5 protein-coding genes and 1 tRNA gene are annotated in these 6,909 nt (G+C 72.6%); 5 read left to right on the forward strand and 1 reads right to left on the reverse strand.

Going from position 1 to position 6,909, the window contains the following annotated elements:
• On the forward strand, nt 1–1,557 hold a 1,557-nt coding region (locus ACFE67_RS13240; protein WP_375407345.1), incomplete at its 5' end, for an ABC-F family ATP-binding cassette domain-containing protein.
• Between the two features lie 314 nt (nt 1,558–1,871).
• Here ACFE67_RS13240 and ACFE67_RS13245 read toward each other — a convergent pair.
• The gene (locus ACFE67_RS13245) at nt 1,872–3,371 is read right to left on the reverse strand and encodes a hypothetical protein (RefSeq protein WP_375407346.1); all 1,500 of its coding nucleotides are present in this window, start codon (nt 3,369–3,371) and stop codon (nt 1,872–1,874) included.
• 82 nt (nt 3,372–3,453) lie between these two features.
• On the opposite strand from ACFE67_RS13245, the gene ACFE67_RS13250 reads away from it, so the two are divergent.
• From ACFE67_RS13250 to ACFE67_RS13265, 4 genes are all read left to right on the forward strand, one after another.
• Nucleotides 3,454–3,525 (forward strand) — tRNA-Gln (locus ACFE67_RS13250).
• An 83-nt stretch (nt 3,526–3,608) separates the two neighbouring features.
• A complete protein-coding gene (locus ACFE67_RS13255) occupies nt 3,609–4,421 on the forward strand; it encodes a carbohydrate-binding family 9-like protein (protein ID WP_375407347.1) in 813 nt (270 codons plus the stop codon).
• 96 nt (nt 4,422–4,517) lie between these two features.
• Nucleotides 4,518–5,981: a bifunctional UDP-N-acetylglucosamine diphosphorylase/glucosamine-1-phosphate N-acetyltransferase GlmU gene (glmU, locus tag ACFE67_RS13260; protein ID WP_375407348.1), complete on the forward strand. Its 1,464-nt coding sequence runs from the start codon at nt 4,518–4,520 to the stop codon at nt 5,979–5,981.
• Nucleotides 5,978–6,909: ribose-phosphate diphosphokinase (locus ACFE67_RS13265; protein ID WP_375407349.1), on the forward strand; the 932-nt coding region annotated here is incomplete at its 3' end. The genes glmU and ACFE67_RS13265, both read left to right, overlap by 4 nt.

A 6,909-nucleotide genomic window follows, 5' to 3' on the forward strand; every position in this document is an offset into this window, starting at 1 on the left:
GTGCTCGACCAGGAGGACCGCCTCGGTTCCGGCACGGTGCTCGCCGCGGTGGTCGGCCATCGGGAGGAGCACGAGTGGGCGGGGGACCGGCGGGTCCGCGAGGTGCTCTCGGGTCTGCTGCACGGCCTCGATCCGGACGCGGATCTCGCGTCGCTATCGGGCGGGCAGCGGAGGCGGGTCGCGCTCGCGGCGCTGCTGACCACGGACCACGACGTGCTGCTGCTCGACGAGCCGACGAACCACCTGGACATCGAGGGCGTGCGCTGGCTCGCCGCGCATCTGAACGCGCGGTGGGCGTCGGGGCAGGGCGCGATGGTCACCGTCAGCCACGACCGGTGGTTCCTCGACGCCGTCTGCACCCGGATGTGGGAGGTGCACGACCGCACCGTCGACGCGTTCGAGGGCGGGTACGCGGCCTACGTGCTGCAGCGGCTCGAGCGCGACCGGCAGGCGCGATCGATGGAGGAGCGCCGCCAGAACCTGCTGCGGAAGGAGCTGGCGTGGCTGCGCCGGGGGCCGCCCGCGCGGACGTCGAAGCCGAAGTTCCGCATCGAGGCCGCGAACGAGCTGATCGAGGATGTGCCGCCGCCCCGGAACTCGGTCGAGCTGCACGGCATGGCCGTCGCGCGTCTCGGCAAGGACGTGGTCGACCTGATCGACGCCTCGGCCTCGTACGGCGGCGCGCCGGTGCTCGAGCACGTCGAGTGGCGCATCGCGCCGGGGGAGCGGACCGGGATCCTCGGCCGGAACGGCGCGGGCAAGTCGACGCTGCTCGCGCTGATCGACGGTGAGCTCGCCCCCTCCGCCGGTCGGGTGAAGCACGGCAAGACCGTGCGGGTGCGGCGGTTGACGCAGCAGCTCGACGAGCTGGCCGACGTGCAGGGCGACCGGGTGCTCGACGTGATCGGCCGGCTGCGGACCAACTACCGGGTCGGCGACGTCGAGCTCGCGCCCGGCCAGCTGCTCGAGCGGCTCGGCTTCCCCTCCGCGCAGCTGTCGACGCGCATCGGCGAGCTGTCGGGCGGCTGGAAGCGGCGCCTCCAGCTGCTGCTCGTGCTGCTCGACGGGCCGAACGTGCTGATCCTCGACGAGCCCACGAACGACCTCGACACGGACATGCTCACCGCGATGGAGGACGTGCTCGACACCTGGCCCGGCACCCTGATCGTGGTCAGCCACGACCGGTACCTGATCGAGCGCGTGACGGACCAGCAGTACGCGGTCGTCGGCGGGCGCCTCCGGCACCTGCCGGGCGGGGTCGACCAGTACCTCGGGCTCGAGGACGCCGAGAGCGTCGTCGTGCCGGAAGGGGTGCGGGCGGTCGGCCTGTCGGGCTCGGAGCGGCGCGATCTCGAGAAGCGGGTCGCCTCCCTGGATCGGCGCATGCAGCGCATGACGAAGGAGACGCAGGCCGACCACGACGCGCTCGCGACGCACGATCAGCACGACTACGTCGGCCTCGAGGCGATCGCGGGCCGGATCCGCGATCGCGAGACCGAGCGCGAGGCACTCGAGCTCGAGTGGCTCGAGGCCGCCGAGCGCCTCGAATCCGCGTAGGCCCGTCCGCGGATCCGGAGACCGGGCAGCGGCCGGGTTTCGGGCACAGGCAGCCGGGACGGTGGAGGGGTGGGGTCGCAGGAGGGCACGTCGCGGAGCGCGGGTAGGAGGGGGGAGCGGGTGTAGGCGGGAACGCGCCGTTTCCGCCACCACCCGCTCCGCATTCCTACGGCCCGTCCGTTCCGGCAGCATCGGTTGCTTCCGGCAGCGGAAGAGACCCGAAACCGCTGCCGGAACGCGCGCACCCTGCCGGAACGGACACCGACCCTCGGGAACCCGGCCACCCACATTCCCGGCCGCTCGGGCCGCAGCCTTCAGCGGGACCAGCGGAGGAGCAGGCTGCCGGTCGTGCGGAAGCGGCCCGACTCGTGGAAGCCGGCGGCGCGCAGGGCGGCGGCCGGCACGAACGTCTTCGGCACCGCGTCGAGGTCGAGCAGGATCCACACCGTGTTCAGCCTCGCCGCCCGGGGCACCGCGGCGGTGGTCGGGAGGTCCGCACCGAACAGCTCGGTGCTGCGCCGGAGGGGGACCCGCGCGGTCAGGTCGGTGAGCCCGGCGAACGCGTCGGGGTAGGCGACCGCCTCCAAGCGGGTCGTGAGCCCCTCGATGTGGTCGTACTGACCGAAGACGATGCCGGCAGCGCCGTCGGCCGCTGACCGCGATCCGGCGACGAGACGGGCGGCCAGCGCCATCTCGCTCTCCGCCTTCGCTCGTGGCAGCCGGTCGGCCTGGACCTGCGGCGCGGCGAGCGCGGCGAGCACCAGCAGCGCGACGCCGGTGAGCGGAGCCGGCATCGCGGCCACGACGACGCCGATCAGCAGCGCGACGGCGGGCGCGGTGAAGGTGACGTAGCGCGGCCAGTACACGGGTGTGTGCACGAGCGAGATCGCGACGAGCGCGACGGGCGGCAGGATCGCCCAGGGCACCGCGATCGCGAGCGCCGTCAGGGGCAGCCGCCTCCGCAGCACGGCGACGAGCGCCCCGATCGCCAGGACGGCCGCCCAGCCGGTCATGACCGGAACCGAGCGGAACCACTGCTGCTCGATGCCGTCCGTCCAGAGCGGCGGCGAGCCGTAGATCGCGATCCAGGCGACCTGGCCCGACTGCCGCGCGGCGAGGACCAGCAGGGGCGAGACGGCGACCGTCGCCACCGCGATCGCCGCGATGCCGCCGAGCCGCTTCCGGTGGCCGACGACGAGCAGGGTCACGAGGTGCGCGATGCCGAGCAGCACCGCGTCGACGAACAGCGCCGTGGTGAGGGCCAGCAGCGCCGCGTAGCCGGCCCACACGACCGCGCTCCGGCGCCGGCTTCTCCGCTCGTCGAGCGCCACCACCAGGGCGAGGGTCGTCGCGCTCGCGAGCAGCGCGGTGAGCGCGTACGAGCGCCCTTCGCCGCCCGCCCAGACGAGCGAGGGCAGCACGGCGGCGGCCGCTCCCGCCGCGATCCCCGCTCGCAGCCCGGCGAGCCGGCTCGCGAGGACGGTGAGCACCGCCGCCGTCGCCCCCGCCGCGAGCACCGACGGCAGCCGCAGCGTGAACGGCGAGTACGGCACGACGGCGAACCACAGGTGCAGCCCCGCGTAGTACAGCGCGTGCACCGCGTCGACGTGCGCGATCGTGCCGAAGAAGGCCGGCCAGTCCCGCTGCGCCATGGTGATCGACGCGGCCTCGTCCCGCCAGATCGTCGGGCTGTCGACGTGCACGCCAGCGATCACTGCCCCCAGCAGCCCGAGCAGCGCCGGGAGCGCGACGCGCACCGCCCGCGGCCGCGCGACGGCGGGACGCGAGAGGGGTGCCGGAGCGACGGAGGCCACGGTGCATGCGTAGCGCGTCTTCCCATGGATCGCACGGAGCGCGGGGTCAGCACGTCGACTGCGGCAGACTTGGGGCGCCCGATCCGCCTTGGTGTAACGGCAGCACGACAGCCTTTGGAGCTGTGAGGACCAGGTTCGAATCCTGGAGGCGGAGCTCCCGTCGGGCTCGAGGCGGAACGAGCCCGTCGCGTAGCCTCGCGGCATGGTGTTCCGCTCTCCTCGGCCGTCGGTCTGATCGTGCCCGAGCCGAACGAGATCGGGTACGGCTGGCGCGGCATCGACTACCGGGCCGTGCGCGCAGCTGCCGCCGATCCGTGGGCGGCGGGTGTCCCGCTGCCCCGGTTCGTGGACCTCGCCTCGGGAGGACCGGCCCCGTTCGCCACGACGGGGCGCGTGGCCTGGGACGACGTCGCCCTCTACGTGACCCTGGAGGCCCAGGAGCCGTTCGTCACGGCGACGAGCCGCCATGACGGCGACCTGCTCTTCTTCGAGAACGACCTGGAGCTCTTCATCGACGGCGGCGACAGCTACTACGAGCTGGAGGTGAACGCCTTCGGCACGCGCTACGAGGTGTTCTACCTGTGGCGGGACACCGCGCGGGACGGCGGATTCCTGGACGACCCGCGCTTCGACGTGCACTCGCCCACCACGCACAGCTTCGGCGGCGACCACGAGCGGACCGCCACCTCGTTCTGGTCCGGCGACCATCCGCGCGGCACGCGCTGGGCCTTCCTCGACTACCGGCTGCGCGGACTCGAGATCGACGTGACCGTCGACGGCGAGGTGAACGACCCGACCCAGGTCGACGAGGGCTGGTCCGTCCGGCTGCGCATCCCCTGGACGAGCCTGCAGGATCTGGCCGGGACCCGATCGCTCCCGCCCCGTGACGGCGACACCTGGCGGATGTTCTTCGGCCGGTTCGAGCAGCTCGCCACGCGTCAGCCGGGCGTCGACATCGGCCTCGGCTGGGCCGCCAACCCGCACGGGCTGAACGACACGCACATCCCCGAGTCGTGGACGAACGTCACCTTCGTCGCCGACGCGGAGTGAACGGCCCCCGATTCCGACGCGGAGCCGTCCGCGCCTAGGGTTGAATCCCGTCCGCCCCGGCACCGACCGGCGTCGGCCTGGACGCGAAGGAGCCGTGTGAGTCCGCAACCCGCCTCCTCCGACCGACCGCTCGCCGTCGTGGTGCTCGCCGCAGGCCAGGGCACGCGGATGCGGTCGAGCCGCCCGAAGGTGCTGCACGAGATCGCCGGGCTGCCGATGCTCGCCCACGCGCTCATCGCCGTACGCGGCCTGGAGCCGGCCCGGGTGGCCGTGGTCGTGCGGCATGAGCGCGACGCCGTCGCGGCCGCCGCGCTCGAGCAGGTCCCGGACGCGCTCATCGTCGATCAGGACGACGTGCCCGGCACCGGTCGCGCGGTCGAGGTCGCCGTGGAGGCGCTCGGCGACTTCGACGGGGACGTCCTGGTCGTGAACGGCGACCTGCCGCATGTGGACGACACGACGATGCGCTCGCTCCTGCTGGAGCACGTGCTGCACAGCGCCAGCGCGACGGTCCTCTCCGCGCGGTTCACGGATCCGACCGGCGCCGGGCGGATCATCCGCGACGGCGACGGCACCTTCCTCCGGGTCGTGGAGGAGCGCGACGCGTCGCCGGAGGAACGCGCCATCACCGAGGTGAACGGCGGCGTCTACGTCTTCCGGTCGCTCCACCTCCAGCACCGGCTCGCCGGGGTGGGCACCGAGAACGCGCAGCGCGAGAAGTATCTGGCCGACCTGATCCCGCTCGCGCTGCAGGCCGGCGAGATCGTGATCGCCGTGCCGGCCGCGGACGCGGGCGTGGTCGAAGGGGTGAACGACCGGGTGCAGCTCGCCGCCGCCGCGCGCCGCATGAACGACGCGATCGTCCGCCGTCACCAGCTGGCCGGCGTGACGGTGATCGACCCGCTGACCACCTGGATCGACGCGACCGTCACGATCGGCGAGGACGTCGAGATCCGGCCGAACACGCAGCTGCAGCGCGCGACCGCGATCGAGCGCGGCGCCGTCGTCGGGCCGGACACCACGCTCGTCGACTGCGAGATCGGGGCGGGCGCCCGCGTGAACCGCACCGACGGCACCCTCGCGGTGATCGGCGCCGGCGCCGACGTCGGTCCCTTCGCCTACCTCCGCCCCGGTACTCGGCTGGGCGCGTCGGGCAAGATCGGCACCTTCGTCGAGACGAAGAACGCGGTGATCGGCGCCGGATCGAAGGTGCCGCACCTCTCCTACATCGGCGACACGGAGGTGGGGGAGCGCTCGAACATCGGCGCGAACACCATCACCGCGAACTACGACGGGGTGCACAAGCACCGCACGACCGTCGGTTCCGCGGTGCGCACCGGGTCGCACAACGTCTTCGTCGCCCCGGTTAGCATCGGGGACGGCGCCTACACGGGTGCCGGCACGGTCGTCCGCAAGGACGTGCCCGCCGGGGCGCTCGCCGTGAACGTGGCGCCGCAGCGCAACATCGAAGGCTGGGTCGAGTCGCATCGGCCCGGTACCGACGCCGCCACGACCGCCGCCCGATCCCAGGGCGCGCAGCAGGAGGACCCCACCCCGTGACCGGCATCAAGTCCGTCGGCGAGAAGCGTCTCGTCGTCATCAGCGGCCGCTCCCATCCCGAGCTCGCGCAGAAGGTCGCGGAAGAGCTCGAGACCTCCCTGCTCCCGGTCGAGGCGCGCACCTTCGCCTCCGGGGAGATCTACACGCGGATGGAGGAGAGCGTCCGCGGCTGCGACGCGTTCGTGATCCAGTCGTACTCCGGACCGGTGAACGAGTGGCTGATCGAGCAGCTGATCATGATCGACACGCTGAAGCGCGCCTCTGCGAAGCGCATCACCGCGGTCGTGCCGTACTACCCCTACTCGCGGCAGGACAAGAAGAGCCGGGGCCGCGACCCGATCTCCGCCCGCCTCGTCGCGGACCTCTTCAAGACGGCGGGCGCCGACCGGATCATCTCCGTCGACCTGCACGCCGCGCAGATCCAGGGCTTCTTCGACGGCCCGCTCGACCAGCTGTTCGCGATGCCGGTGCTCGTCGAGCACATCCAGCGCACGGTCCACCCCGCGAACCTGATCGTCGTGTCGCCCGACATGGGCCGCGTCCGCGTGGCAGACATCTGGAGCGACACCCTCGACGTGCCGCTCGCGATCATCCACAAGCGGCGAGACCCCGCCGTGCCGAACCAGGTGACCGTGCACGAGATCGTCGGCGCCGTCGCCGGCAAGATGTGCCTCCTCGTCGACGACATGATCGACACCGGCGGCACCATCGTGAAGGGTGCGGAGGCATTGAAGGCGGCCGGCGCGACCGGCGTGATCGTCGCGGCGACCCACGCGATCTTCTCCGACCCCGCCGTCGAGCGGCTCGCATCGCCCGCGATCGACCGGGTCATCGTCACCGACACGCTGCCGCTGCCCGCCGAGAAGCACTTCCCGAAGCTCGAGGTGCTTTCGATGGCCCCGACGATCGCGCGGGCGATCCACGAGGT

Origin of the sequence: uncultured Amnibacterium sp., assembly GCF_964244015.1 — a bacterium.
In the GTDB taxonomy this organism is placed as follows: domain Bacteria; phylum Actinomycetota; class Actinomycetes; order Actinomycetales; family Microbacteriaceae; genus Amnibacterium.